Source organism: Halarcobacter sp., from assembly GCF_963676935.1.
Lineage (GTDB): Bacteria > Campylobacterota > Campylobacteria > Campylobacterales > Arcobacteraceae > Halarcobacter.
In genome coordinates this window covers 899,049-922,123 of sequence record NZ_OY781470.1, presented here as the reverse complement: position 1 = coordinate 922,123, position 23,075 = coordinate 899,049, and the positions used below count along the sequence as shown (strand labels likewise).

General features: G+C 28.9%; 21 protein-coding genes. 9 read left to right on the top strand and 12 right to left on the bottom strand.

Annotated features, from left to right (window positions below; all coding sequences use genetic code 11):
- Positions 1-22: 22 nt before the first annotated feature.
- The 10 genes from ybaK to ACKU4C_RS04500 form a co-directional block, all read right to left on the bottom strand.
- Positions 23-490, bottom strand: a complete 468-nt coding sequence (gene ybaK, locus ACKU4C_RS04545; RefSeq protein ID WP_321314818.1) for a Cys-tRNA(Pro) deacylase — start codon at positions 488-490, stop codon at positions 23-25.
- Complete coding sequence (locus tag ACKU4C_RS04540) at positions 487-1,560, bottom strand: DNA alkylation repair protein (protein WP_321314817.1); 1,074 nt, start codon at positions 1,558-1,560, stop codon at positions 487-489. The genes ybaK and ACKU4C_RS04540 overlap by 4 nt, the downstream gene beginning before the upstream one ends.
- A gap of 11 nt (positions 1,561-1,571) precedes the next feature.
- Positions 1,572-1,925 (bottom strand): hypothetical protein, encoded by a 354-nt coding sequence (locus tag ACKU4C_RS04535; RefSeq protein ID WP_321315923.1) that lies wholly within the window; start codon positions 1,923-1,925, stop codon positions 1,572-1,574.
- A gap of 88 nt (positions 1,926-2,013) precedes the next feature.
- Positions 2,014-2,382 (bottom strand): HepT-like ribonuclease domain-containing protein, encoded by a 369-nt coding sequence (locus ACKU4C_RS04530; RefSeq protein ID WP_321314816.1) that lies wholly within the window; start codon positions 2,380-2,382, stop codon positions 2,014-2,016.
- Positions 2,375-2,665 (bottom strand): nucleotidyltransferase family protein, encoded by a 291-nt coding sequence (locus ACKU4C_RS04525; RefSeq protein ID WP_013135040.1) that lies wholly within the window; start codon positions 2,663-2,665, stop codon positions 2,375-2,377. The genes ACKU4C_RS04530 and ACKU4C_RS04525 overlap by 8 nt, the downstream gene beginning before the upstream one ends.
- Before the next feature lie 29 nt (positions 2,666-2,694).
- Positions 2,695-3,441 carry a DUF2971 domain-containing protein gene (locus tag ACKU4C_RS04520; RefSeq protein ID WP_321314814.1) on the bottom strand — a complete coding sequence of 249 codons (747 nt, stop codon included), beginning with the start codon at positions 3,439-3,441 and terminating at the stop codon, positions 2,695-2,697.
- A 548-nt stretch (positions 3,442-3,989) separates the two neighbouring features.
- Complete coding sequence (locus ACKU4C_RS04515; protein ID WP_321314812.1) at positions 3,990-5,291, bottom strand: 2-isopropylmalate synthase; 1,302 nt, start codon at positions 5,289-5,291, stop codon at positions 3,990-3,992.
- A gap of 181 nt (positions 5,292-5,472) precedes the next feature.
- Positions 5,473-6,255 carry an AraC family transcriptional regulator gene (locus ACKU4C_RS04510; RefSeq protein ID WP_321314810.1) on the bottom strand — a complete coding sequence of 261 codons (783 nt, stop codon included), beginning with the start codon at positions 6,253-6,255 and terminating at the stop codon, positions 5,473-5,475.
- A 2-nt stretch (positions 6,256-6,257) separates the two neighbouring features.
- Positions 6,258-8,804 (bottom strand): bifunctional diguanylate cyclase/phosphodiesterase, encoded by a 2,547-nt coding sequence (locus tag ACKU4C_RS04505; RefSeq protein WP_321314806.1) that lies wholly within the window; start codon positions 8,802-8,804, stop codon positions 6,258-6,260.
- Between the two features lie 275 nt (positions 8,805-9,079).
- Complete coding sequence (locus ACKU4C_RS04500; protein WP_321314805.1) at positions 9,080-10,000, bottom strand: manganese-dependent inorganic pyrophosphatase; 921 nt, start codon at positions 9,998-10,000, stop codon at positions 9,080-9,082.
- Between the two features lie 151 nt (positions 10,001-10,151).
- On the opposite strand from ACKU4C_RS04500, the gene ACKU4C_RS04495 reads away from it, so the two are divergent.
- The 5 genes from ACKU4C_RS04495 (at position 10,152) to ACKU4C_RS04475 (ending at position 15,620) form a co-directional block, all read left to right on the top strand.
- Entirely contained in the window at positions 10,152-10,658 is a 507-nt protein-coding gene (locus tag ACKU4C_RS04495) for a ferritin (RefSeq protein WP_321314804.1), read from the top strand.
- Positions 10,659-10,767: 109 nt separating this feature from the next.
- The gene (locus ACKU4C_RS04490) at positions 10,768-11,736 is read left to right on the top strand and encodes an HlyD family efflux transporter periplasmic adaptor subunit (RefSeq protein ID WP_321314803.1); all 969 of its coding nucleotides are present in this window, start codon (positions 10,768-10,770) and stop codon (positions 11,734-11,736) included.
- 8 nt (positions 11,737-11,744) lie between these two features.
- Complete coding sequence (locus ACKU4C_RS04485; protein WP_321314802.1) at positions 11,745-13,442, top strand: ATP-binding cassette domain-containing protein; 1,698 nt, start codon at positions 11,745-11,747, stop codon at positions 13,440-13,442.
- Positions 13,435-14,538 carry an ABC transporter permease gene (locus tag ACKU4C_RS04480; protein WP_321314801.1) on the top strand — a complete coding sequence of 368 codons (1,104 nt, stop codon included), beginning with the start codon at positions 13,435-13,437 and terminating at the stop codon, positions 14,536-14,538. Before ACKU4C_RS04485 ends, ACKU4C_RS04480 begins: the two co-directional genes overlap by 8 nt.
- Positions 14,538-15,620 (top strand): ABC transporter permease, encoded by a 1,083-nt coding sequence (locus ACKU4C_RS04475; RefSeq protein WP_321314799.1) that lies wholly within the window; start codon positions 14,538-14,540, stop codon positions 15,618-15,620. Before ACKU4C_RS04480 ends, ACKU4C_RS04475 begins: the two co-directional genes overlap by 1 nt.
- Here the strand turns inward: ACKU4C_RS04475 and ACKU4C_RS04470 are convergent, their stop codons facing one another.
- Together ACKU4C_RS04470 and aspA are read right to left on the bottom strand one after the other, a co-directional pair.
- The gene (locus tag ACKU4C_RS04470; protein ID WP_321314797.1) at positions 15,621-16,115 is read right to left on the bottom strand and encodes an asparaginase domain-containing protein; all 495 of its coding nucleotides are present in this window, start codon (positions 16,113-16,115) and stop codon (positions 15,621-15,623) included.
- A gap of 2 nt (positions 16,116-16,117) precedes the next feature.
- Positions 16,118-17,521, bottom strand: a complete 1,404-nt coding sequence (gene aspA / locus ACKU4C_RS04465) for an aspartate ammonia-lyase (protein WP_321314795.1) — start codon at positions 17,519-17,521, stop codon at positions 16,118-16,120.
- A 580-nt stretch (positions 17,522-18,101) separates the two neighbouring features.
- Between aspA and ACKU4C_RS04460 the strand changes: the two genes are divergently transcribed.
- The 4 genes from ACKU4C_RS04460 to dctP all read left to right on the top strand — a co-directional run bounded on the left by ACKU4C_RS04460 (position 18,102) and on the right by dctP (position 23,063).
- The gene (locus ACKU4C_RS04460) at positions 18,102-19,346 is read left to right on the top strand and encodes a diaminobutyrate--2-oxoglutarate transaminase (protein ID WP_321314793.1); all 1,245 of its coding nucleotides are present in this window, start codon (positions 18,102-18,104) and stop codon (positions 19,344-19,346) included.
- A 10-nt stretch (positions 19,347-19,356) separates the two neighbouring features.
- Complete coding sequence (locus ACKU4C_RS04455) at positions 19,357-20,751, top strand: NAD-dependent succinate-semialdehyde dehydrogenase (RefSeq protein ID WP_321314792.1); 1,395 nt, start codon at positions 19,357-19,359, stop codon at positions 20,749-20,751.
- Between the two features lie 25 nt (positions 20,752-20,776).
- Positions 20,777-21,961, top strand: a complete 1,185-nt coding sequence (locus tag ACKU4C_RS04450; protein ID WP_321314789.1) for a M24 family metallopeptidase — start codon at positions 20,777-20,779, stop codon at positions 21,959-21,961.
- 94 nt (positions 21,962-22,055) lie between these two features.
- The gene (dctP, locus tag ACKU4C_RS04445) at positions 22,056-23,063 is read left to right on the top strand and encodes a TRAP transporter substrate-binding protein DctP (protein WP_321314787.1); all 1,008 of its coding nucleotides are present in this window, start codon (positions 22,056-22,058) and stop codon (positions 23,061-23,063) included.
- The last annotated feature ends 12 nt before the right edge of the window (positions 23,064-23,075 follow it).

Here is a 23,075-nt window from a genome sequence, read left to right as displayed (position 1 = left end):
ATATACAAAAGTATAGTTTATATCAAATACTTATTTTTTCTGATTTTGCACTTAATAACTTTTTTAAGTCATTTGGATTTAACTCAATATCTAAGCCCCTTTTACCACCGCTGATATAAATAGTTTCAAAGTCAAATGCACTTTTTTCAATTACTGTTTTAAGCCTCTTTTTTTGACCTAAAGGAGAGATTCCTCCTAATAAATAACCTGTTACTTTTTGGGCCTCATCTTTATTTGCCATTTGTGCTTTTTTTACACTAAATGTAGAAGCAACATCTTTAAGACTTAACATCTTTGATACAGGTATAACACAAACTACTAATTCTTTTGGTGTTAATTGGGTTAAAAGTGTTTTAAAAACTCTATTTGAATCTAAGTTTAATTTTTCCACCGCCTCTTTCCCAAAATCAGTATTTGCTGGGTCATGGTCATATTTGTGTATATCAAACTTTATTTTATTTTTCTTAAGTAAATTTATTGCTGGTGTCATATTAAATTAAATTCCTTTTTTATCTTTTCTTCCCCATTTAAAACAATAGAGATATAGTGTAAACCTTTATAATGTTTTCTTGTTGTCATATCTTTAAAACTCTGTTTTTTTGTAAAAGCTTTTTCTTTTATTTTCATTTCACCTTGACTTATCATAAAAATTTTTTTATTGTGAGTGTTATTTGATTTTTTATAATAAATCATATATTCTACTCTAACATTTCCAAGGGCTTCCAAACTACTTAGTCTAAAAGAAAAGTTTAAATCTTCTGAGAGCTTTACATCTTTATCTAATACAAAATCTAAGATTTCAATATGTGAAGATTTTTTATATCCAAATAATTCTAAAACTCTTTTATTTCCATTTTTAAGAAGTGTTCTAGCAGCATGTTTACATATCCAATCAAGATTTTTAGTCTTACCTAAGTTTTTATACAAAAACTCTATAACTATATCTTCATTATCTTTTGATATGTCATTAAGATTATTTGCTACTGATTTTTGTACATATTTAGAAGGGTCATTTTTAAGAAGTTCAATTATCTCAAAAACTTTTGATGGATTTGCTTTAAATCTAGGAAGTGCCACAGCCCAAGGAAGTCTAGGACGACAACCTTCACTTGCAAGTCTTCTAATATGTTCATTTAAACTTTTAGCCCAAAGTTTCATTTGCTTCATAGTTTTATCTTCATACTTCAATATAAACTGTCTTATTGCAAACTCAGAACTAGAATCAATAGTAAATACTTCTAGTGCATCCATAGAGTTCTCAAAATCATCTAAACCGTAAACTTCTACAAAGTCTTGAAAAAACATTGCTTCAAAACCACTAAAATCTTTTGTTACAGGTTTTAGTATTTCAAGTTGCTTTTTATAAGCTAAGGGTAAATACTCATTAAGTGTAATTGCAATATGTCGCATTCGCATTTTTAATTCTAAAGTTTCCCAAGTAAGATTAAATATAGAGTTTATAAAACTATCGCTATCAAAGTTATTGTAATTTTCTTTTATCTTTATACTTAAGTTTTTTATATACTCTTCTGTATATACATTTTTTAGTTGTTCTGCCATCTTTTCTCTTTTTAATCTAGTTTTGATATTAAATCATTTGCACTTATATCTATCTTAGAAAATGCAAACCATTTTTTACCAAGGTCTTTTATACTTGCACCTAGATGATAAACCTCTTTTTTATCTATTATCAAAAATCTATCATGGGAATTTTTAGTGATTGTCGTAAAATTTGCGACAGTTGAAAATTTATCCAATTCACCTTCATTAAAAACATTATTGATATGTTTCCCAACAGTTTTTATATCTCGCCCAAATAATTCAGATAATTGATTTCTGTTAAGGTAAACTGTGTTATTTCCCATTGAAACTTTTAGTTCCAATTCTCCATCATTATAAACTACTATATTAGATATATCATTCATAAGAGTACCTTTAAAATTTATTGATCTTGAACTATATCGTAGAAAAAATGGGCGGGTTAAAAATATTACAGATTGTAAAGTTTTATTATTATAATTCTTGTTTTATAAGTTTTATAGTTTCTAATAGATTTCCAAGTTTTGTATCACAAACATCATATATCTCTTTTGCATCAATATCAAAATAATGGTGAGAAATAATATCTCTCATGCCTTTTGCACCTTTCCAATCTATTTGAGGATATTTTTCTAATAACTCTTTATTTGTAATTTTATCTATATTCTTTAAGCTTTCACCTATTGCGATTAATTGCATACAAATACTATCAAGCTTTTCCATACCTATTGATGTATTAGTAAAATAATCTACATCATCAACTACTTCAAATCTTTTTAACGTAATTTGTATTGAATTTTCTACTTGACTTAATATCTCAAAAACTAAAGATTTGTCATACATATATAGCTTCTTTTTCTATTCTATTTTTTAAAAAAGGATTCATTTTTTCTCTTACTCTTACTATATCAATATGGCTTGACATTAGTTCTTCTAATTCTTCTTTTATATGAACCATGGTAAACATGTCAGCTTTAGAAGTTTTTATACAAATATCAACATCGCTAGAATCTTTAGCTTCATTTCTAGCTACAGAACCAAATAGTCCTATTGCTTCTATACCGTACTTATCTTTATTTTTATTTTTAAATGTTTCAAGTATATTTATTGCTAATTTTCTTTCCATGATGTTATTCACTTTTTTTGTTTTGTTTATTATAACAAAATTTCATATGGATGTAATTTATATTCCTTATTATCTAGTTTAAATTGGTACACTTTTATATGTTTCCATTCTTCATTATTTTTTATTTCTTTTATATATTCAATATCCTTATTATCAATATTTATTCCTAAATAGACAGCCTTAATTAAATTAGTAGGAAATTTTATATTATACTTATTTGAATCATCTACTTCATCTAATAAAATCGTCATCCTATATTCATCTTCATATTCCCATATTATATTTTTTGTTAAATAAAATTTTTCATCCATAAAAGCTGAAAGGTCCTCAAAAATTAATCTATCTTTCACATAATTAACTTTTTTCAAACCATATGGTAATATCTTTAATTCGTAATTATTCAGTTTATTTTTAAAAAAATCATGCTCAGCATCTAATTCTAAAACTATTCCTCTATGATTATCTGAATAATGTGACCACATCAAAATATTATCTTTTTTCCCTGATAAACACAATGTTCCTATACTTTTAAGGCTATAGTCAAGAGTTGCATAATGTAATTTATCATTTGTATTTAGACAATTTACGGTTTCATTAAGCTCATCAGATTCACTTGGATTTAAGTTTTTGATAGAATATTTAAATTCAAATGGATCATTAAATTTAAGAGGACTACTAAATCTCAATACCTTATCTTCAAATATATATTTTAATGAATTTCTTTCTTTTCCATCTTTAACATATTTTTTTGTACTCATATACTTATATAATCTCATTATTTATCCTAAAATAAGTTTAATAAATATTATCACAATTTTAATTTATTATCATAAACATCTAAAAGTCTTTGCTTTCTCTTACTTTGTGTGGATTAAGTAACAAAAAATCACCAACCGTATCAAAGCCCTTTGGGTACCCTCATTTATTATTTATCTTTTATGAGTTTTGTAACTCTTTTCTGAAAAGAGAAATAAACATTCGGCTTTTGCAAATGTTGGAATAAAGAGGGGACAAGGACATTTACATTTTTAATTGTCTTATATTAAAACTTTTACTTAGTAAATTTACAAATGATAGTTTGAACTATAGGAATTTCTTTCTGCCTTTGATGAAGCTAGAAGTTAGATATTTATTTTTGGTAAAGCCCGTAAGTGTTTGAACGTTAAGAAATGACCTAAATGGTCATTTTAGTAAGTTTTGCAGGGCAGAAAATAAATATTTAACTGGAAGGTAGCTTCGTCTTCATCAATTCGGCAGTCTTTTTTGCTTACTTTTTCGAGATCAAAAGTAAGAAAGCGAAGAGGTTTTCCTCTTCAAGAGAATATTATTTCTTATACTTCTTATAAAGTTCTATAATCTCCTCTTTGCTTAACTCCCTTTGAACTTTATCACTCTTTTTTTTCACCAATAGTCCAAACTCTTTTGCTTCTTGTTTATCTAACTTATCTCCAAAAAATTCACTTATGATAAAAGCAACTCCCCCTTTTCCTGATTGGGAATTTACTCTAATAACATCTTCATATCCCCTTTTTATATCTTTTGGGTCTATTGGTAAGTATGGGACATTCCACTCTTGGCAAGAGTTTTCTCTGTAAAAATCAATCCCTTTTTTTATAGCATCTTGATGTCCTCCACTAAAGGCTGTGAAAATCATATCTCCCACATAGGGATGTCTTGGATTTATATTTAAATTTGTTAAATTCTCATACATCTTTTTTACTTCATCAACAATTGATAAATCAAGGGTAGAATCAATTCCTTGTGAATGTAAATTAAAAGCAAAATTGATTAAGTCCAAGTTCCCTGCTCTCTCCCCATTTCCAAATAGTGTTCCCTCTACTCTATTTGCACCTGCTAAGACTGCAAGTTCTGCTGAAGCTACTGATGTTCCTCTGTCATTGTGGGGATGAACACTTATTATAAGTGACTTTCTATTGTTTAAATTATTGCACATCCACTCTATTCTATCTGCATAAATATTTGCAGTGCATGCTTCTAGGGTATTTGGCAAATTTATTATCATCTTATTTTGTATAGTTGGTTTTACTACATCGATTACTTTATTACATATTTTCACAGCAAACTCTAAATCTGTTTGGGAAAAACTCTCTGGGGAATAATCATAGATAACATTGCCCTCAAGTTCTTTAGTAAGTTCCACTAAGTATTTCATTGATTCAACTGCCATAGAGATTATTTCTTCATCACTTTTTTGAAATACTACTCTTCTTTGGAACTCATTTGTCGGATTGTATAAATGAAAAATCCCATTTTTTACTCCTCGCATAGCTTCAACACTTCTTTTTATCCACTCTTTTTTTGCTGGGATTAATACTTGAATAGCAACATCATCAGGGATTAGCTTCTCTTCAATTAATTTTCTTGTAAAATTAAAATCAGTATCACTAGCACTTGGATAACTTACTTCAATTTGCTTAAATCCCATCTTTACTAAAGTATTAAAATACTGTAACTTTTGTTCTATATTTAAAGGGTTTACTAAAGCTTGATTTCCATCTCTTAAATCTACACTTCCATAAATAGGTGCTTTTGTGATTTGATTATTAGGCCAAGTTCGTACGAAATCTTTGACAATAGGATATTGTCTATATTTTTTATAAGTCATTTTATTCTCCAAAATGTAAAATTTATTATTGATTGTTTTTTATGTTAAAGGGTAAAATTAGAGGAAGAGAAGTTTAGTATTTTTAATACTTATTGAATTAAAAAAATTCTTTATCATATAGTCTCTCCTTTTTAATTTTATAAAAGTATAGAGAAAAATGAAAATTAATTCTTGTACAAAATTAACATTTATCAAAAATATTTTTTTGAAACTGTTTTGGTGTGATTTGGAAAACCCTTTTAAAAGATCTATTTAGATGACTTTGGTCAAAGAAGCCACTTTTTAAGGCAACATCAACAATTGGAAGTTTTAATAGCAATAACTCTTTAGCTTTATGAACTCTTTTATTAATAATATAAGAATGTATTGGTAGACCAAAACTTTTTTTAAAAATACGAATTAGGTGAATTTCACTCATTTGGAACTTTTCTACTAATTGTTCTAAACTTATATCTTCCAAATAATTTTCATCTATAAAGGATTTTATTTTATCTGATAATGTGTCCTTTTTATCTTCTTCCTTAGATATTGAAAGAGTAAAGACTTCTAGACAAAAAAGATACAAAAGCTCCATTTTTTCTCTTATAGAGATTTGTGTATCAAAAAGTTCATCACAAAATATTATAAATTTTTCGTACAATTTTTTTTCTTTGATATGTTTAAAACTGCTAAAAGAAGACAATTCATTTTCAATAAGAAATTGTGGATCCAAATACAAAACATAACCATCTTGTGAAGGTTTTTCCACAGTTGCACAATGTACAACATCTTTATTTATTATTGCAAGTTCATTAATATTCAATAAAAAATTGTTTTCATTTAAGATTATATTTAATTGCCCTTGTTTAATGGCTGTTATTGTAAGTTCTTTATGTAGATGCATTTTTGAACACTCAGGTATGTTTTTCACATACCTAAGCTCAATAAAAGGTAGAGCCTTATGTTTAAAAATAGCTGTTTGCATAACTATTTTCTTGTTGATAAATTACCTGATGGCTTACCTATATAAAATCCTTGTGCATAATCAACCTCAATTTTTTTAAGAAACTCTAAGATTTTTTCATCTTCTACAAATTCTGCTATTGTGAAAACCTCTAACTCTTTTGCTAAAGCCACAATTGATTTTACAAAAGCTAAATCTTTTTTGTCTTTATATAAATTAATAATAAAATCACCATCAATTTTTATATAATCTATTGGGAATTTTTTTACATAATGGAAAGTAGAGAAACCTGAACCAAAATCATCAATAGCAAAACTAAAACCTTCCATTTTAAGGTTTTGTACAAATTTTTCAAGTAAAGAAAAGCTTTTTACAGTTTCCCTTTCAGTTATCTCAAATACTATATTTTTCTTATCAATATTATATACATGTGTAAGGTTTACAATTTTTTCTATAAATTCTCCAATAATTAGTGCTTTTGGAGAAAGGTTAATAAATAATAATCCAGTATAGTTAGTTTCATTTATTTTCTTAAATGCCTTTTCTATTACTATATAATCCATTTTATGAACTATTCCCAGTGATTCAGCTGTTTCAATAAATTTACCTGCTGTTAAAATCTCATTTTCAATCTCAATTCTCATAAGTAATTCATTTATCTCTATTGTATTATTAGAAGTATTCATTATTGGTTGAAAGTGAGGAATTATTTTTTCATTTTTAATTGCATCAAGTACTATCATAGATTTATCTTCTATATCTTGATGTATCTTTTCTATATCATATTCACTTGGAAATCTTATTGCATTTTTACCTTGACTTTTTGCTTCATACATCATTCCATCAGCTATATTAAATAACTCTTTTGATTCAGTTGAATGATCAGGGAAAATAGCCATACCAATTGATACAGTAACACCAACTTTAGTCCCATCAGGAGCATCTATTTCTAGTTTTTCTACCCTTTCAAGTATTCTTAAAGCAACTGTATAAACCTCTTTTTCTGTACTTTCTGGCAATATTAGAGTAAATTCATCTCCACCATATCTAGAAAGGATATCTTCATCTCTTTTTGAACTCTCAAGAAGATGGGCAAATTCTACTAAAAAATCATCTCCAAAACTATGCCCATAGGTATCATTGATTGGTTTAAAATTATCACAATCGATAACTAAAACACCAAACTTATATTCATGTCTTCCAGCCCTTTTTATCTCATAATGAAGTAAATCTCTAAATACTCTTTGTGAAAAAAGTCCAGTCAGTGGATCTCTTGTTGCATAAAACTCAAGATTTTCTGTATATTTATTTATTGCTTTAATTGAACCAACAAGATTTAAAAGTGTAGTTAAGATAGAATCAATAACAATAGAATGAATTGAATCTTTTTCAGTATTTGACTGAATACCAAGTCCTACTATTCCTCCAATTCTTGGGGCATCTAAAAGTATCGATTTTGCTTCATGTTCAATATCATCAATAGTTAATTGTAAATCGTGTTCTTCTGTTGAAATATTATGTTTTAAAGCATAATCAATAACAGTCAAATTATGATATTCAGTAATCATATTAATTGCTGTTTTTTCAAGATGATTTTTTATATTTTCATCAGGTTTACCAAGCCAGAATATCTCTATTTCATAGTTTTCTTCATCAGTTTTAAATATAGTAATTAAACAATAAACAGGTAAAACATTGTGTATTTCATGTAATAAGTCTTTTATATATTCTTTCCAATCTTTAATAATATCAGAAGTAATTACCATCTTATCTAGAAGTTTAACCTCAAACTCCAATATACTTTTATCAACTGCAATATTTTTTAATTTTCCACTTAAAATATCTAAACCTGTCATAATCTGTTCAAACTCTTTGAAACTATCTTTGGCATGTGTTGTATCAATATTTTTAAAATCTTTCACTGAGTTTACATTTTCTATTTTTCCTTTGAAATTTTCTATAGCAAAATTAATTCTTTTTAATATTTTTAAAGAGATATAATAAGCTATTAAAAACATAATTGGAAGAATAATCAAAGAGAAAAGTAAATATTTATTTTGTGTTATGTTAACCATCTCTTCAAAATTATAATCAACTTTAACTGCACCTAAAATATCCCCCTCTTTCGAGTTTGTATGACATTTTAAACACTCATTTTTTGCAATTATTGGTAAGACACTCTTCATAGACTTTTCATCAGATTCAAAAAGTTTTTCTTTTGTTTCAAATACCTTTTTTATATCATTAGTAATTTGACCTTGCTCAATTTTTCCAAATAATGCTTCAACTTTTTGAGCTCTATATATATCAACAGAATATGAACTTCCTTCAAATGAATTTTTTGTAACATTAATAAAATCCTGCAATTGTTCCCTACTCCAACCTTGTCTCATAACTTGATACATAGAATTGAAGACTTGTTTTGATAAGGCTTCTGATATTTTTTGATTCTCTTGAATTGCTAAATTTGTATGAATATATGATGAAAAAAGATAAAAAACTAAAAATAATGAAAAAGTAATACTTACCATTGAGACACGAAAATAGTTTTTGAGTGTTTTTATTTGCATGAAAGTTCCTATAAATGATTAATTAAGTATTTTACTAAATTTAAACTTTTAATAAAGTTTTAGGCTTAAGGTTATTTTTACTATTTATAATATTATTTATTAAATAACTTTTAGTAACATACATATAGTTTAAAGTCCTAGAAAAGATATTTAAATTAGATTTGTATAAATTAAAATATAAAAACAAAAAATATTATTAAAATAACTAAAAATATATTTTAAGATTATAAGTAGATTTTATTTTAAAAGAAGACAGAAATTCTGTCTTCTTTTTTTTATGCAAAGGCTGGTTCTAAGAAAGGAATAATTTGTTTTTTTCTAGATAAACAACCATCTAACCAAACTTTTTTATTTTCAAGTTTACAATCAAAAGCTTTTTCAAAAACTGATGAATCTTCACTAGAAACTAAAATCTCACTTCCTTCTTTCATAATATCAGTTAAAAGTAAGCAAGCAGTATGAAGACCTTCCTCTTCTCTTAATTTTTCTAAGTCAGCTTGTAAATCAGCTTTTACATTATCAAAAATAGCCAAATCAATAACTTCAAGTTGACCGATTCCTACCTTACTACCGTGCATATCAAATGGCTTATAATCTCTTAAAATTAAATCCCTTGAAGGTACACCTTCAACAGCAGACTTCACCTTAAACATCTCCATACCAACTGCACCAAAATCTTCAATTCCAGCAATTGCTGCTAATTCTCTAACAATTTTAATATCTGTTTCAGTACATGTAGGAGATTTGAAAATAACAGTATCTGAAAGAATTGCACACATCATAATACCAGCAATATTTGCAGGGATTTCAACACCATGATAATCATACATCTCTTTTACAATTGTATTTGTACAACCAACTGGTCTAATCCAACACTCTAATGGAGTAGAAGTAGTAATATCCCCTAATTTATGGTGGTCAACAATACCAACAACAGTCGCCTCATCTAAATCTTTTGGAGCTTGTCCTCTATCTGAATAATCTGTTATAAATAATTCACAACCAGCAAACTCAGTTTTAAGTTCTGGTGCTTCAAAACCAAATTTATCTAAGATAAACTGTGTTTCTGGAGATACTGCTCCTTGTCTTGCAGGTATTGCTTCTCTTCCAATCTTGTTTAAAAGATAAGCTAAAGATATTGCTGAACAGATAGAATCTGAATCAGGTGTTGTATGCCCACATGTATAAATTGCCATATTTGTCCTTTTAAATTACTCTTATTAATATTTTGGGATTTTATCTAAAAAATAGTTATGTTACTTTTAAAAAGCTATCTAAGTTATAAATGTAATCGTATCATTAGCTTTTATCTGTTATAACTAAACATACAACAAAAAAGGAGCAAAAATGATTAGTAAAGAATTACAAAATGCATTAATAGAACAATTAAACAAAGAATATCACTCTGCATATTTATATCTTGGAATGAGTGCATATTGTTCAAAAGAGGGTTTTAATGGTTCTTCAAACTGGTTTTTAATTCAATATCAAGAAGAGATTGCCCATGGAATGAAGCTATTTAAATACTTAGAAGACCAAGATGTAGAGATTAAACTACCTTCAATAGAAGGGGTAAAAGTTGAATATAATTCTCTTTTAGATGTATTTAAAAAAGCACTAGCTCACGAACAAAAAATGTCAAAAAATTTAAATATTTTAAGTGATATTGCAATGAAAGAAAAAGACCACGCAACATATAACCTACTTCAATGGTATGTTACTGAACAAGTAGAAGAGGAAGCAACATTGAAAGAGATTAGAGACCACATTAAATTAGTTGGTGATAATGGATATGGACTTTATACAATAGACAAAGAGTTATCAACTAGATCTTTTTCTGATCCAACAGCTTAATTGATATGAGATTTTTATCTCATATCATATAATTTAATTAATAATCACTTTTTATATTTATAAACACATTTTCGATATAATTACGCACTTACGCAAAACAGGATTTTTTATGAAAAAAATAACTATTTATACCCTAGCAATCATTATTTTTATATTTTTTACAGGATGTTTTAAAAAAGAAGAAACCAGTAAGTTTTATGGAAATGTGGATTTAAGAACAGTAACATTAGGATTCAGAGTATCTGGTAAAATTGAAAATTTAACTCTTGATGAGGGACAAAAAGTAAAAAAGGGTCAGGTTTTAGCAACTTTAAATGATGATTTATATGAACAAAACTATAAAGCGATTCAAGCTCAAATAAAAATGCAAAAAGCACAAATTGACAAGCTTGAAAATGGATATAGACAAGAAGAGATAGCCAAAGCAAAAGCTTCATATGATAGAAGTATTGTTTTACTAAATAAAGCAAAAAAAGATTATGAAAGAAATAAAAAGTTAAAAGAAACAAATTCTATTTCTGATCAGATTTTTGATGATTATAAATTTGCCTATAAAGAAGCAAAAGCACAGGTTGATTTAGCAAAAAGCAGTTATGAGCAGATGAAAAATGGATATTTAAAACAAGATATACAAATGGCATATGCGAAACTTGAAACCCTACAAGCAAATCTTGAAGAAGCAGCAATTCATAAAGAAGATACAAAACTTATCTCACCTAGTGATGGAACTATATTAACAAGAGCCCATGAAATTGGAGCAATTGTTGATGTGGGTACACCTATTTTCGAGATAGCTCTTACTGATGAATTCTGGATTAGAAGTTATATTGATGAAAAATATTTAGGTTTAATCCAAGCTAATATGAAAGCAAAAGTATATACAGATAGTAAGCCAAATAAACCTTATGATGCTAGAGTTAGTTTTATCTCTGCACAAGCAGAGTTTACTCCTAAGAGTGTCCAAACTCAAGAGTTAAGAACACAACTTGTTTATAGAGTAAGATTGATTATCGAAAATCCTGATAAGTTTATTAGACAAGGGATGCCTGTAACTATTGAATATCAAGATCTAGATTAAGATTAATTATGTCACTGGTTAAAACAGTTAATATTTCAAAAAGTTTTGGAAAAACAAAAGCTATTTCAAATATTAGTCTAAATATAAAAGAGAAAAAAATCACAGGTCTAGTTGGACCTGATGGTGCAGGGAAAACCACTTTAATAAGATTAATGACTGGTCTTTTAGATATAGATGAAGGTGAATTAAGTGTATTAAATTTCTCTCTTCCAAAAGAAGCAAAAAATGTCCAAGAAGAGATTGGATATATGCCACAAAAGTTTGGTTTATATGAAGATTTATCAGTATATGAAAACTTACAACTATATGCAAACTTACAATCAATAGAAAAGTCAAAACAAAAAGATAGAATAGCTGAACTTTTAGAGTTTATAAATCTAAAAAACTTTAAATCTTTTTTAGCAAAGGATTTATCAGGAGGTATGAAACAAAAGTTAGGTTTAGCTTGTGCTTTAATAAAAAAACCAAAACTTTTGCTTTTAGATGAACCAGGAGTTGGAGTTGACCCTATTTCAAGAAAAGAATTATGGGCAATAGTAAATCAATTAATTGAAGAAAATGTTACTGTTGTTTGGAGTACAGCATATTTGGATGAAGCTGCATTATGCGATGAAGTTATACTTTTAAATGAAGGAGAAATACTTTTCAATGGAGTTCCTTCAAATTTAAGTGATACAATGAAAGGAAAAGTTTTTAAAATTCAAGGGGAAATTAAAGATAGAAGAAAAACATTAAGATTAGCATTAAAAAATAAAGATATCAAAGATGGAGTTATTTTAGGAAATAGTGTAAAACTAATATGTGAAGATAAAGACAAGCTTCCTAAACTTGATAGTATTGAAGCTTATAATTGTAAATATGAAGAGATTGAACCAAACTTTGAAGATGGCTTTATGAATATTTTAAAGGGTGAATTCAATGGAGAATCACTTTTAGCAAAACAAATGAAGCAATTAGATGATAATGATTACACCCATCTAATTGAAGCAAAAAACTTAACTAAAAAATTTGGAAATTTTACTGCAACAGATAATGTTAATTTTAAAATAAAAAAAGGTGAAATCTTTGGTTTTTTAGGACCTAATGGTGCAGGAAAATCTACAACTTTTAAGATGTTATGTGGGCTTATGGAACCAACATCAGGTAATGCGGAAGTTTTAGGTATGAGTTTACAAAAGTCTTCATATAAAGCAAGAAAAGAGATTGGATACATGTCTCAAAAATTTTCTTTATATGGAGATATTTCAGTATATGAAAATCTAAAATTTTTTGCAGGTGTTTATGGTTTAAAAGGTAAAAATAAAAATAAAAAAATTCGAGATATGATAAAAATATTTGAACTTGAAAAATATAAAAAAACAGCTTCTAAAAATTTACCACTAGGATACAAACAAAGACTCTCTTTAGCTTGTGCAGTTATGCATGACCCCGTTGTATTGTTTTTAGATGAACCAACTTCAGGGATTGATCCACAAACAAGACGAGAGTTTTGGAACCATATTTATGCAATGGTACAAAAGGGGATGACTATTATGGTTACTACTCACTTTATGGATGAAGCTGAATATTGTGATAGAATTGCACTTATATACAAAGGAAAAGCTATTGCTTTAGATACGCCACACAATCTAATAAGTCAAATCTCTTCTGATGCAACTATGGAAGAAGCTTTTATTGAACTAATCAAAAGGGAAGATAATGCCTAATTTTCAAAGACTAAAAGCAATATTTATCAAAGAGAGTTTACAAATTATTAGAGACCCTAGTGCTTTGATTATTGCTTTAATTTTACCTTTAATGTTACTATTTTTAATGGGTTATGCTATCTCTTTAGATTCTAAAAATATACCTGTAGGAATAGTTGTAGAAAAGACTTCAAAATATACTACGAGTTTAGTAAAAGCCTTTGAAAGTAGTGAAAGTTTTAATGTTACTGTTTCAAAAGATAGAAGAGTTTTTGAAAAAAACCTTCAAGAGGGAAATTTAAGAGCAATGGTAATAATACCTTCAAGTTTTGATAAAGATATCTTAAATCATAAACCTAAAATCCAAATTATAACAGATGGAAGTGAACCTAATATCGCAGGATATGTAAGTAAATATGCCCAAGAATTATGGCAAAATTGGTTATCTTATGAAAATCTTAAAACAAACGATTTAATAGATATAAAAACAAGATATTGGTTTAATGCACCTTTACTTAGCAGTTACTTCTTACTTCCTGGTTCAATTGCTGTAATCTTAACACTAATTGGTACACTTTTAACTGCACTTGTTGTAGCAAGAGAATGGGAAAGAGGTACAATGGAAGCTATAATGTCAACTCCAACTACAATCTTAGAGCTTTTACTTGGTAAACTTTTACCCTATTTTGTACTTGGCATGTTATCACTTACTATTTGTATTTCAATCACTCTTTTATGGTTTGATATACCCTATAGAGGTTCATATACAATGTTATTTCTTAGTTCTGCTATTTATTTAATACCTTCATTGAGTTTAGGATTGTTGATTTCAACATTAGCAAAGAATCAGTTTGTAGCTTCGCAAATGGCATTAATAATTGGATTCTTGCCAGCTATGATACTTTCTGGTTTTATATTTCAAATAAGTAGTATGCCCTCTTGGCTTCAAGTTATAACAAACTTTATACCCGCAACTTATTTTACAACTATTTTACAAACTCTATTTTTAACAGGTGATGTCTATGAAATCATTGTCCCAAACACTTTATGGATGTTACTAATAGGTTTTGTACTTTTTACAATAATATTTATAATCACAAAAAAGAAGTTAAATTAATGTTTTATCAATTACTTGCCCTAATAAGAAAAGAGTTTTTAGCGATTTGGAGCGATAAACGTTCACGTATTGTAATTATTATACCTCCTTTAATTCAATTAGTACTTTTTGCTTTTGCTGTAACTTTAGAAGTAAAAAATGTTTCTATTGGTATCTTAGATAGAGACAATTCTAATGAAAGTAAAGAATTAGTTCGTGCACTAAAATATAGTGATAGATTTTCAGAAGTGTTATTTCTGAAAAGTGATAAAGATTTAAAAGAGAAATTAAACTCTCAAAAAATAATGGTAGCAATAGATATTTCTCAAGAGTTTTCAAACAAATTAAATAAAGGGCAAAAAGCAGAGATTGGGATTATAGGAGATGGAAGAAAATCAAATAGTTCCCAAATAACCATAGGTTATATTCAAATGATTATAAACAATACTTTTTCAAAAAATTCACAAAGCATATTTATAAGAAACTGGTATAACCCAAATCTTGACAATTTTTGGTGGATACTTCCAAATTTAATTGGAAGTTTAACCATGATTATTGCTTTGATTTTAACCTCTTTATCAGTTGCAAGAGAAAGAGAACTTGGAACTTTTGAACAAATCTCAGTGGCACCACTTAGTCCTATGACTTTGATAATTGGAAAAACTATTCCACCTATGGTAATTAGCATTATTGAAGCATCTGTTATTTTTCTTTCAGCTATTATATTTTTTAAAGTTCCATTTCTTGGCTCTTTTTGGATTTTGTCAGTAGCAATTTTTGCTTTTGTATTTTCTATTGTGGGGTTTGGTCTTTTTATCTCTTCCATATCTTCAACACAACAACAAGGGATATTAGGGGCTTTTGTTCTTTTAGTACCCTCTATTTTAATGTCAGGATTTGCAACACCTGTTGAAAATATGCCTGATTGGCTTATACCTTTTACAGACTTTGTTGCTTTAAAATACTTTTTAATAGTTTTAAAAGGGGTGTTTTTAAAAGATATTTCATGGGATATTGCAATCTGGGAAATAGTTCCCATGATTGCATTAGGAGTTGTAACTCTTAGTATAGCTACTTGGTTTTTTAAGAAAAAAGTTACTTAATTAATTTTGAATTAAAAACTGTCCTAACTCTCTATTTTTAACAAGTTTAGAAGAATCTACAACAACTCCGTGCATCGAGATATAAGTTCCATTTTCTACATTTGCATTTAAAAATCCTAATGCTTGTGAAAAATTCATAGTCGCTTCTACAGTATCAATACTCATAGGTACCATAGCTCCTGTGAATACAATCTTCTTTTCTATTTTTTCTTTTTTAATTAATGCTGAAGTTAAGTGAACAGTATCTGTCCCATGAATTATTATGATATTATCATTTTCAGTACTTTTTATTGCATCACATATAGTTTTTCTATCATTATCATCCATATCCAAACTATCTTTTGAAACCACATTTTTAATCTCAAATTCAACATTATGACAAGAAGCAAGAATTTTATCTAATGCTATATTGTCTGTTGGTACTTCTAATTTACCTTTTATTGGATTATATCTTTTATTAAAAGTTCCACCAGTATTAATAATAGTTACATTCATCGTTATCCTTTAAAATTACTTACCATATTTTTAGGGTGAAGAAGTTCATCTAACTCATCTTTTGTAAATAATTCTTGCTCTAAAATTATATCATATACTCTTTTGTTTGTTGCAAGGGCTTCTTTTGCTATTGCTGAACTTTTTTCATATCCTAAAATAGGATTTAAACAAGTGACTAAGGTAACTGAATTTAAAATATTTTCCATACATACATCTTCATTTGCAGTTATACCTTTTACACATTTTTTAGCCAAAGAATAAAAAGATCTTCTCATCATATTAATTGAAGTAAATAGTTTATATGCAACTAATGGTTCAAATACGTTAAGTTGCAATTGACCACCTTCACAAGCAATTGATATAGTAGCATCAGCTCCTATAACCTCAAAAGCTACTTGGTTTACAACTTCAGGAATTACGGGATTAACTTTCCCTGGCATTATTGAACTTCCTGGTTGCATTTTTGGAAGGTTGATTTCATTTAGTCCTGCTCTAGGACCAGAACTTAAAAGTCTTAAGTCATTACATATTTTAGAGATTTTAATAGCAACTCTTTTTAAAATTCCAGAAATATGAACAAAAGCACCAGTATCTTGTGTAGCTTCAATTAAATCTCCGGCACTTTCATAATCAACACCTGTTACATCTCTTAGGTTATTAATAACTTTTCTTCTATACTCTGGTTTTGTATTAATTCCAGTACCTATAGCTGTTGCTCCAAGATTTACCTCTTTTAATAAAGCTTGTGCTTCTCTTAATCTAAAAATATCTTCATCAATCATTACAGAATATGTTTTAAACTCTTGCCCTAAAGTCATTGGCACAGCATCTTGAAGTTGTGTTCTTCCCATTTTAAGTACATCTTTAAACTCAACTGCTTTTTCATCAAAGGTATCTCTTAAATATCTAAGTGAATCTTTCAATTTGTAGATTAATTCATATAAAGTTAGTTTAATTGCAGTAGGATATACATCATTTGTAGACTGACTCATATTAATATGATTATTGGGGTGGATAATATCGTATGAACTTCTAGGTTTGGCTAATATTTCTAAAGCTCTATTTGCTATAACTTCATTTGCATTCATATTTGTTGAAGTTCCAGCCCCACCTTGAATTGGATCAACTATAAATTGATCATGAAATTTACCATCTATTATCTCGTTGCAAGCTTGAATTATTGCATCTCTTTGCATATCATTTAAATCACCTAACTCAAAGTTAGTTAAAGCGCAAGCTTTTTTAACTTTTGCTAAAGATTTTATAAACGTAGGAAATAAAGATAAACTTGTATGAGTTATATCAAAATTTTCCCTTGCTCTTAATGTTTGAATACCATAATATGCGTCTTTTTCTATCTTTTTTTCACCTAAAAAATCGTGTTCAATTCTAAATTGCTCTTCCATCATTTCGCCTCGAAATTAAATTTTCAAAATAATATAAAACAAAAGTATGTAAAAAGTGTGCTTTTTGTTTTAAAGCAAAAGTATATCAGTTTAAAAAAAAATTCCAAGGGTAAAATTAAATTTATTTGAAATGTTGTAAAAAAGTTGTAGTTAAAATCTACTCAAATGTTTCAAAAAATCACATAATAATTGTACAGTTTCTATACAAAAAAAATTTGACTAAAAAAAAAATTTTAGTTACTATTTTCATATAATTAAAAAAAGGAGATATGATGTTTTTTTTCTGTTACCAATCATCAATGTTAAAACACGTTGTTAACATACTCCTTATCGACTTATACAAACAAGTAGAAATACTTACTAGACCTGTTAAACAAATCCAAAACTTACTTATTCAAGATAAAAACTTCATAATGGCTGCCAGTTAGACCCCCGCAATTGATCCTGTACAATGTTAATTGCGATTTTGGGCTAATTCCATTTAATATACTTAAATATTAAATAACGTTATTAATTAGTCTGACTTAGAGGGTCATTCCATATTTTAAAACAAACTAATATTTTATTTAAAGGAAAAAAAATGGCAAATGAAACAAATATTTTTGAACAACACGAATCTGAGATTAGAGCATATTGTAGAGCAGTACCAACGGTATTTAAATCTGCAAAAAATGCAGTAATGATAGATGAAAACAATGATGATTATATAGATTTTTTTGCTGGAGCTGGAGTTTTAAACTTTGGTCACAACAATCAAAAAATGCAAGATGCAATTATAGAGTTTATAAAAAATGATGGTGTAATCCAATCTTTAGATATGTTTACTGATGTAAAAAGAGATTTCATTCAAACTTTCGTAAAAACAATTTTAGAACCAAGAGGAATGGGTGATTACAAACTTCAATTTACAGGACCAACGGGAACAAATGCAGTTGAAGCTGCATTAAAACTAGCTAGAAAAGTTACAGGAAGAACTGAAGTGGTGGCTTTCCATAGAGGTTTTCATGGTATGACATTAGGAGCATTAGCTTGTACAGCTAATAATGCATTTAGAAGTAGTTCAGGGGTTCCATTAAACAATATTATTAGAGGTACTTTTAATGATATGCATGCTTTAGAACTTATGAGACAACAAATAGAACATACAGGTTCTGGTTTAGTTCCACCTGCTGCTTTTTTAATTGAGCCATTACAAGCTGAAGGTGGAGTTCATGAAGCTTCAAAAGAGTGGATTCAAGCTGTACAAAAGTTAGCAAAAGATACTGGTGCACTTCTTATCCTTGATGATATTCAAGGTGCAAGTGGTAGAACAGGTAGCTATTTTAGTTTTGATGATATGGATTTAGACCCAGATATTATTGTTTTAGCAAAAGGTCTTGGTGGTATTGGTACTCCTATTGGTATGTGCATCAATAAACCAGAACATGATAAAGCTTGGGGACCAGGTCAACACACAGGTACATTTAGAGGACAAGGTTTATCTTATGTAGCAGGGAAAGTTGGTATTGAATTCTTTAAAGATGAAACTTTTAACAATGAAACAAAAAGAAAAGGCGAAATAGTAAGAAAAGTGCTAGATGAACTTGATAACAAATATTCTCAAGTTGTTGATGTAAGACAAAAAGGGATGATGTTAGCAATTCAATTTGATTCTCCTGCAACAGCAAAAGCTATTACAACAAAATGTTTTGAAAATAGACTTGTAATTGGAGCTTGCTCTACAGGTGAGATTATTAAGTTTATTCCCCCTTTAACTATTGAAGATAATATTTTAGAAGAGGGATTAAAAAGATTTACAGATGCTGTTACAAGTGCATTAGGTTAAGGAGTTAAAGATGGGATACAGTTCAACACATTTTAAATCAATTAATCCATATACTGAAGAAACAGTATATGAAGTTCCTATGCATACAAAAGAGGAAGCTAGAGAAATTATTGAAAAAGCTCAAAAGGCCTATGTTGAAGAATGGATAAATACAACATTTGAACAAAGAGCAAAACTTTTAAAAGCTGTAGCAAATGAGATGAAAGAAAATCTTGATTACTATGCTTTACCTATGACAGAAGAGATGGGTAAACCAATAAACGAAGCTAGAGGAGAAGTAAATAAAGCTGCTTGGGCAGCAGAGCATTATGCCGATTTTGGAGAAGATTATCTAAAACCTGAGTATTTAGAATCTGATGCAACTGAAAGTTATGTTCAATACATCTCTTTAGGTGTAACAGTTGGAGTTTTACCTTGGAATGCACCATTTTGGTTAGCATTTAGATATTTATCACCTGCACTAATGTCAGGGAATACTTGTATTATGAAACACGATTCCCATACACCTTTATGTGCAATTAGAATTGTTGAAGCCTTTGAAAAAGCAGGTTTTCCTACAAATGTAGTTCAAAATCTAATGGTAGGTCATAAAATCTTAGAAGATGTTATTAGACATCCTAATGTAATGGGAGTATCACTAACTGGTTCATCAAAGGCTGGAGCCGCAGTTGGAGCAATTGCTGGAGGTGAAATCAAGCCTGTAGTTTTAGAATTGGGAGGAAGTGACCCAGCTATTATTTTAGCAGATACAAAAGATTTAGAACATGCAGCAGATGTTGTAGTTCTTTCAAGATATATAAACGCTGGACAATCTTGTATAGCAGCAAAAAGAATTATTGTAGAAGAACCTATTTATGAGAAGTTTATTCAACTTTTAAAAGAGAGATTTGAGAAGTTAAAACTTGGTGACCCAAAAGATGAGTCAACTACTATAGGCCCAATAGCTAGACGTGAATTAGTTGAAGAGATGCATGAACAAGTAGATAAATCTGTTGATGCTGGAGCAAGACTTGTTTTAGGTGGTGAAAGAATTGAAGGTAAAGGTTTTTTCTTCCCTGTAACTGTATTAGCTGATGTAGAACCAGGTATGGTTGTTTCTTGCCAAGAAACATTTGGACCAATCGCTTCAATTATAAAAGTAAAAGATGTTGAAGAAGCAATAAAAATTGCAAATGCTACAGATTATGGCTTAGGTGGGTCTATTTGGACAGGAGATGTAGAAAAAGCTAAAAAATTAGCTGGAAGAATTGTTACAGGTCAAGTATCAATTAATGGAATCGTAAAATCAGATCCAAGGCTTCCAAGCGGTGGAGCAAAAAAATCTGGACTTGGAAAAGAATTAGGACCTCATGGTATAAGAATGTTTGTAAATACTCAACAAGTTTGGGTAGGACCTGTTAAGTAGTTAAGGAATATATTAAGGAAAAGATATGAAAGCAAAGTTGCCTTTTACAAAAAAAGAATATATTCAAAGGGTTAGAAAAGTTAAATCAATGATGCAACAAAGAAGAATTGATGTATTAATTGCTACAGACCCAGGAAATATGAACTGGTTAACAGGATATGATGGTTGGTCTTTTTACGTTCATCAAGGGGTAATTATCTCCCTTGATGAAGAGGAACCAATTTGGTTTGGAAGACTTATGGATAAAAATGCTGCATTAATTAAATGCTTTATGAAAGAGGAAAATCTTTATGGTTATCCTGAAAAATATGTACAAAATTTAGATGAACATCCTATGACTTGGATTGGAGAAAATATTTTTAATAAAAAAGGTTGGACAAAAGGGATAATTGCAACTGAAAGAGATACTTACTATTACACAGCTGAAGCTCACTTTAGATTAATGGCAACACTTCCAAATGCAAACTTTATAAATGCAAATAATCTTGTAAATTGGGCAAGAGGAATTAAGTCTAAAAAAGAGATTGAGTATATGAAAATTGCTGGGAAAATTACTCAAAAAATTCATCAAAGAGTTTTAGATGTTGTTAGAGTTGGTATTCCAAAAAGTCATGTTGTATCACAAATTTATGAAACAGCAATTGAAGGGGTAGATGGTTATGGAGGTGATTATCCATCAATTGTACCATTGCTTCCATCGGGAGCTGATGCTTCAGCTTCACACATTACTTGGGATGAAAGACCATTTAAAAGAAAAGAAGCTACATACTTTGAAATCTCAGGATGTTACAAAAGGTATCATGCACCAATGTCAAGAACAATATTTATGGGTAGACCTGAACAAAAGTTTCTTGATGCAGAAAAAGCCTTAGTTGAAGCAATTCAAGCAGGTCTTGAACAGGCAAAACCTGGTAATAGAACTTGTGATATTGCAAATGCTGTTGATTTGGTTATGAAAAAATACGGTATTGATAGAAATGATGCAAGATGTGGATACCCAATAGGAGTTAGTTATCCACCAGATTGGGGTGAAAGAACTTGTAGTTTAAGAAGTTCAGATTTAACTGTTTTAGAACCAGGAATGACTTTTCACTTTATGCCGGGAATTTGGCAAGATGATTGGGGAATGGAGATAACTGAAAGTATCTATATTACTGATACTGGAGTTGAAACATTTTGTGATTTTCCTAGAGAACTATTTATAAAATAGATTAAATCCCATAAGGAGGTATGATAATTAAAAAAATCACACTAAAAAAATAAGTACTAAATTAAAACTAAAACAATATAGAAAGGAATTAAAGATGAAATTATTTAAAAGTTTAATTGTAGCAGGACTTATTACTGTTACAAGTTTAAGTGCAGCAACGTGGAAATACGCATTTGGAGAGGGAACAAGTGATCCACAAGGTATTTATGCAACAGCATTCAAAAGTTTTATAGAAGAGAATTCTAGAAATAAAATTGAACTTTACAAAGTTGGAAGCCTTGGGGAAGAAACAGACTTAATGGAACAAACAAGAGCTGGATTAATCCAGTTTTTAGGTCAATCAACAGGATATATGGGAGGAACAATTCCAGAAATGGATATCTTTACATTACCATATGTAATGCCTACAGATACTAAACAATTAGACTATTTTTTCAAAAATTCTAAAGTTATTAATGAGATGCTACCATCAATTTTTCATAAACATGGTTTAGAACTATTATCTATCTTCCCTGAAGGTGAGATGGCAATTACTACTTTTGAAGAGTTTCATTCACCAGCAGACTTACAAGGTAAAAAAATGAGAGTTATGCCAGGTTCTCCAATTTTAGTTGAAACATATAAAGCATTTGGTGCTTCACCTCAACCTATGTCATGGGGTGACTTAGTTGGAGCTCTTAAGACTGGTATGGTTGATGGACAAGAAAATCCAACTGTATGGATTGAAGCTTATGGATTAGATGATTTAACTAAAGTATTAACATACACTGGACATGGACACTTTAACGCATCAGTTAGTGCAAATAAAAAATTCTATGATGGTTTATCAAGTAGAGATAAAAAACTTGTTCAAAAAGCAGCCGAATTTGCACATAAAACTATTTTAAGAGAAGCTCAAAAATTAGATGCTTATGGACTAGGAAGAATTATCAGAACTAACCCTACATATAAAATTGTTACATTAACACAAGATGAAAGAAAAGTATTCAAAGAAAAAGCTAAAGCTGTTCAAGAATCTTTTGCATCAAAAAGTGCATCAAACAAAAAAGTGATGGAACAAATGATGAAAGATTTGGCAGCAGCAGAAGCTAATGCTAAATAATCTTTTTAAATT

What these genes read in the sequence shown, in the direction of transcription:
- ybaK (WP_321314818.1), bottom strand. Translation starts at nt 490, where the DNA reads ATGACACCAGCAATAAATTTACTTAAGAAAAATAAAATAAAGTTTGAT.
- ACKU4C_RS04540 (WP_321314817.1), bottom strand. Translation starts at nt 1,560, where the DNA reads ATGGCAGAACAACTAAAAAATGTATATACAGAAGAGTATATAAAAAAC.
- ACKU4C_RS04535 (WP_321315923.1), bottom strand. Translation starts at nt 1,925, where the DNA reads ATGAATGATATATCTAATATAGTAGTTTATAATGATGGAGAATTGGAA.
- ACKU4C_RS04530 (WP_321314816.1), bottom strand. Translation starts at nt 2,382, where the DNA reads ATGTATGACAAATCTTTAGTTTTTGAGATATTAAGTCAAGTAGAAAAT.
- ACKU4C_RS04525 (WP_013135040.1), bottom strand. Translation starts at nt 2,665, where the DNA reads ATGGAAAGAAAATTAGCAATAAATATACTTGAAACATTTAAAAATAAA.
- ACKU4C_RS04520 (WP_321314814.1), bottom strand. Translation starts at nt 3,441, where the DNA reads ATGAGATTATATAAGTATATGAGTACAAAAAAATATGTTAAAGATGGA.
- ACKU4C_RS04515 (WP_321314812.1), bottom strand. Translation starts at nt 5,291, where the DNA reads ATGACTTATAAAAAATATAGACAATATCCTATTGTCAAAGATTTCGTA.
- ACKU4C_RS04510 (WP_321314810.1), bottom strand. Translation starts at nt 6,255, where the DNA reads ATGCAAACAGCTATTTTTAAACATAAGGCTCTACCTTTTATTGAGCTT.
- ACKU4C_RS04505 (WP_321314806.1), bottom strand. Translation starts at nt 8,804, where the DNA reads ATGCAAATAAAAACACTCAAAAACTATTTTCGTGTCTCAATGGTAAGT.
- ACKU4C_RS04500 (WP_321314805.1), bottom strand. Translation starts at nt 10,000, where the DNA reads ATGGCAATTTATACATGTGGGCATACAACACCTGATTCAGATTCTATC.
- ACKU4C_RS04495 (WP_321314804.1), top strand. Translation starts at nt 10,152, where the DNA reads ATGATTAGTAAAGAATTACAAAATGCATTAATAGAACAATTAAACAAA.
- ACKU4C_RS04490 (WP_321314803.1), top strand. Translation starts at nt 10,768, where the DNA reads ATGAAAAAAATAACTATTTATACCCTAGCAATCATTATTTTTATATTT.
- ACKU4C_RS04485 (WP_321314802.1), top strand. Translation starts at nt 11,745, where the DNA reads ATGTCACTGGTTAAAACAGTTAATATTTCAAAAAGTTTTGGAAAAACA.
- ACKU4C_RS04480 (WP_321314801.1), top strand. Translation starts at nt 13,435, where the DNA reads ATGCCTAATTTTCAAAGACTAAAAGCAATATTTATCAAAGAGAGTTTA.
- ACKU4C_RS04475 (WP_321314799.1), top strand. Translation starts at nt 14,538, where the DNA reads ATGTTTTATCAATTACTTGCCCTAATAAGAAAAGAGTTTTTAGCGATT.
- ACKU4C_RS04470 (WP_321314797.1), bottom strand. Translation starts at nt 16,115, where the DNA reads ATGAATGTAACTATTATTAATACTGGTGGAACTTTTAATAAAAGATAT.
- aspA (WP_321314795.1), bottom strand. Translation starts at nt 17,521, where the DNA reads ATGGAAGAGCAATTTAGAATTGAACACGATTTTTTAGGTGAAAAAAAG.
- ACKU4C_RS04460 (WP_321314793.1), top strand. Translation starts at nt 18,102, where the DNA reads ATGGCAAATGAAACAAATATTTTTGAACAACACGAATCTGAGATTAGA.
- ACKU4C_RS04455 (WP_321314792.1), top strand. Translation starts at nt 19,357, where the DNA reads ATGGGATACAGTTCAACACATTTTAAATCAATTAATCCATATACTGAA.
- ACKU4C_RS04450 (WP_321314789.1), top strand. Translation starts at nt 20,777, where the DNA reads ATGAAAGCAAAGTTGCCTTTTACAAAAAAAGAATATATTCAAAGGGTT.
- dctP (WP_321314787.1), top strand. Translation starts at nt 22,056, where the DNA reads ATGAAATTATTTAAAAGTTTAATTGTAGCAGGACTTATTACTGTTACA.